We start from the raw sequence: 3677 nt of genomic DNA on the forward strand, positions 1-3677 counted from the left end.
GGACGTGGTGTCCGGAGAGGTCACCTGGCACCTGAAAGATTTTATGGCTACAACTTGATGGTAGCTCTATTTCTTACATATTTTCAATAACCTACTTATCGTCGCCTTCTTTATAAGCAAAAACGACGCCCGGTGAGGGGCGCCGTTGAGGGAGACGTATGTGGTTCGGCTTATCGGGCCAGCCATCCGCCGTCGACCGGGATGACCGCGCCGTTGACATAGTCGGAAGCCGCAGCCGCCAGGAAGATGGCCGTGCCGGCCAGGTCCGACGGCAAGCCCCAGCGCCCGGCCGGGATGCGGTCTAGAATGGCCTTTTCGCGGACTTCGTCGGCCCGGATCTGAGCCGTGTTGTCGGTCGCCATATAGCCCGGCGCGATGGCGTTGATATTGAGGCCCTTGGCGCCCCATTCGTTGGCCAGCAGGCGGGTGATGCCGGCAATACCCGACTTCGAAGCCGTATAGCTGGGGACGCGGATACCGCCCTGGAAGCTCAGCATCGAGGCGATGTTGATGATCTTGCCGCTGCCCTGGGCGATCATGTGGCGGCCGGCCGCCTGGGCCATGAAGAAGGCGCCCTTGATGTTGACGTTCATCACGTCATCCCAGTCTTTTTCCGAGAAGTCGACGGCGTCCTGACGGCGGATCAGGCCGGCATTGTTGACCAGGATATCCAGCCCGCCCAGACCGGCGATCGTCTCAGCGGCGATGCGCTCGACCGGCTCGATCGTGATCAGGTTGGCGTCGATATTGAGGAACTTGCGGCCCAGGGCGCGGACCTTGTCGCCGGTTTCCTCGGCCGGCACGATACCGGCTGCGGCGATGTCGGCGCCGGCTTCGGCCAGAGCCAGGGCAATGCCCTGACCAAGGCCGGTATTGGCGCCGGTGACCAGGGCCACCTTGCCCGTCAGATCGAACATGCTGTTCGCCATGTCGTTTTTCCCGTTTGTTTTTATTGCGTGAGGGACTGTTTTGAAAATGCGTCAGGCTGAGACGAAAAGGGTTGGTTTCGAGACCCGGAGCGGAGCGTACTCAAGTACGTGAGCACCGGAAGCGTAGAAAGCGGTCCTTTGCAGGCCGGCCTGGCGCATTTTCAAGCAGTCTCCTAGGCCAGTTGACAGATGTCGAGTACCTTCATGTCGGTATAGTCGAGGTTTTCCCCGCCCATGGCCCAGATGAAGGCGTAGTTGGAGGTGCCGGCACCCATGTGGATCGACCACGGCGGCGACACGACAGCTTCGTTGTTGGCGATGACGATATGGCGTGCGGCGTCGGGCTCACCCATGAAGTGGAAGACGCGGTCATTGGCGCCCAGGTCAAAATAGAAATAGACCTCCGAGCGGCGGTCGTGCAGGTGCGGCGGCATGGTATTCCACACCGAACCCGGCGCCAGGATGGTCAGGCCCAGCAGTAGCTGGCACGACTTGGCTGTGGTGGGGACGATATACTGGTAGATGACGCGCTGGTTCGAGGTTTCCAACGAACCGCGCTCCAGCGGTACCGCCTGGTCGATCGAGATCTTGACCGTCTCATACCGGGCATGGGCCGGTGTCGAGGTCAGGTAGAACAGAGCCGGGTTGGCGGCGTCGGTCGAAGCGAACAGCACTTCGGCCGTGCCCATCGGGATGTAGAGACCGTCCTTCAGGCCCAGGTCGTAGACCGTGCCGTCGACCGTGACCGTGCCGGCGCCACCGCCGACATTGATCACGCCCAGTTCGCGGCGTTCCAGGAAGGGATGACCGGCGGCCGAGGCCGGCTCGGTCTGGTCGGGCAGTTTCAGGGTTTGGTGGACCGGAGCCGCGCCGCCGACGACGAAGCGTTCGAAATGGGTGTAGTTGAGGACGACATTATCGGCCTCGAACAATCCGCCCATATGGTATTTTTCGCGCAGGTCCTGCGTGCCGGCGCCATCCATCATGTCGGGATGGGTGGCGTGGTAGATTTTTCGGTACAATGAATTCTGGCACATAGGCTTTGCAGGCTCCGGTTCTTTTTTGATCATTTACGATCAAAATTATTCAAAGGCAATCCATTCCGAACTTCGTACTAGAGTTTGTACGCAGCTTTCGGAAGGGTGTAGGTCAGGTCCTTGATCACCGCCGCCGCATCGTCGAGATCGATGCGATGTTCGGCGACCAGACGGGCGAGGAAGTTGGCGTCAACGCGGCGGGCAACGTCGTGGCGCGCCGGGATCGACAGGAAGGCGCGGGTATCGTCGTTGAAGCCCACCGTATTGTAGAAGCCGGCGGTTTCGGTGACCTGCTCGCGGAAGCGCATCATGCCTTCGGGGCTGTCGTGGAACCACCAGGACGGGCCCAGCTTCAGGATGGGGTAGTGACCGGCCAGCGGCGCCAGTTCCCGGCTGTAATTGGTCTCATCCAGGGTGAAGAGAATGACCGTCAGGTTCTTCTCATTGCCGAAGACGTCCAGCAGCGGCTTCAGCGCATGGACATAGTTGCTCGGCAAGGGGATGTCGCAGCCCTTGTCGCGACCGTACTTTTCAAAGACCTTGAGATTGTGGTTGCGGTAGGATCCCGGGTGGATCTGCATGGTCAGGCCGTCGTCCAGGCTCATGCGGGCCATTTCGGTCAGCATCTGGGCGCGGAACAGTTCGGCATCCTCGGGCGTTACGTGCTTGCCCGTGACGCGCTTGAACAGGGCCTTGGTATCGGCCGTCGACAGGTTGGCGGTCTGGGCGGTCGGGTGGCCGTGGTCGGTCGAGGTGGCCCCGTGCTGCATGAAAACATCGCGCTGCTTGCGGTGGGCGCGCAGGTAGCCTTTCCAGCTATAGACGTCTTCGCCGGTCAGGTCGGCGAACATTTTCAGTTTAGCGTGGAAGTCTTCGTGCTCCGGGTCGATGACCGGGTCGGGGCGGTAGGCGGTGACGACGCGGCCTTTCCAGCCAGAGTCCTTGATCGTGCGATGATGCTCGAGCGTGTCGGTCGGGCCTTCGGTGGTGGCCAGCAGCTCGATGTTGAAACGGTCGAACAGGGCGCGCGGGCGGTAGGCGTCCGAGGCCAGAAGTTCGCCGATACGGTCATAGTAGAAATCCGCATTGTCTTCGCAAAGCTGGACCTCGAAGCCCATGATCTCGCCGAAGACGTGACCCATCCACATCGAGGTGGGGGTGCCGCGGAACAGGTGCTGGTTTTTTGCGAAGATGCGCCAGGCCGCGCGCGGATCGGCGCCCGACGGACCGGCCTTGGAGCCGACGCCGACATCGTCCAGGTCGATGCCCTGCGAGTAGAGCATGCGGTAGATGTAGTGGTCGGGGCTCAGGAAAAGGGCAGTGGCGTTTTCGAACGGTTCGTTCAGCGCGAACCACGACGGGTCTGTATGGCCATGCGGCGAGAGGATGGGAAAGTCCTTGACCAGGGCATACAGTTCGCGGGCGTAGCCGCGTTGCACGGGGTCTGACGAGAACAGACGATCGCCGTGCGGGGAGAGTGGCTTTGTCATATCAATAGCACCAATGGATTCAACGATTTCAGGCGCCTTGTGTTATGTCTGCCTGTGCTCCCGTGGCAAGATAGGTAACCGGTGTCATTCCTTTTGGCAATGGATTTTTTTGAGTCAATGTCAAAAAGTGGGGTTGGGAGTTAAGGGTGGGGTGAGATTGAGATCTCCACGCACCTACAGCTTACCGCCGCCTCCAGTAAGATACCCCTCCACCCCTTCGG

3 protein-coding genes are annotated in these 3677 nt (G+C 60.6%); all 3 read right to left on the bottom strand.

The genetic code is table 11. The annotated features are described in order from the left end of the window. Positions 1-170: 170 nt before the first annotated feature. Positions 171-929 carry a 2-dehydro-3-deoxy-D-gluconate 5-dehydrogenase KduD gene (gene kduD, locus ABI_RS03975; protein ID WP_040308556.1) on the bottom strand — a complete coding sequence of 253 codons (759 nt, stop codon included), beginning with the start codon at positions 927-929 and terminating at the stop codon, positions 171-173. A gap of 173 nt (positions 930-1102) precedes the next feature. Beyond that, entirely contained in the window at positions 1103-1951 is an 849-nt protein-coding gene (gene kduI, locus ABI_RS03980) for a 5-dehydro-4-deoxy-D-glucuronate isomerase (protein WP_006271552.1), read from the bottom strand. A 92-nt stretch (positions 1952-2043) separates the two neighbouring features. Beyond that, the gene (uxaC, locus tag ABI_RS03985; RefSeq protein WP_040308558.1) at positions 2044-3456 is read right to left on the bottom strand and encodes a glucuronate isomerase; all 1413 of its coding nucleotides are present in this window, start codon (positions 3454-3456) and stop codon (positions 2044-2046) included. Between the last annotated feature and the right edge of the window lie 221 nt (positions 3457-3677).

Origin of the sequence: Asticcacaulis biprosthecium C19, assembly GCF_000204015.1 — a bacterium.
Classification (GTDB): Bacteria; Pseudomonadota; Alphaproteobacteria; order Caulobacterales; family Caulobacteraceae; genus Asticcacaulis; species Asticcacaulis biprosthecius.

Excerpts from the sequence above, each read along its gene's own strand:
- kduD (WP_040308556.1), bottom strand. The coding sequence starts at position 929 with ATGGCGAACAGCATGTTCGATCTGACGGGCAAGGTGGCCCTGGTCACC.
- uxaC (WP_040308558.1), bottom strand. The coding sequence starts at position 3,456 with ATGACAAAGCCACTCTCCCCGCACGGCGATCGTCTGTTCTCGTCAGAC.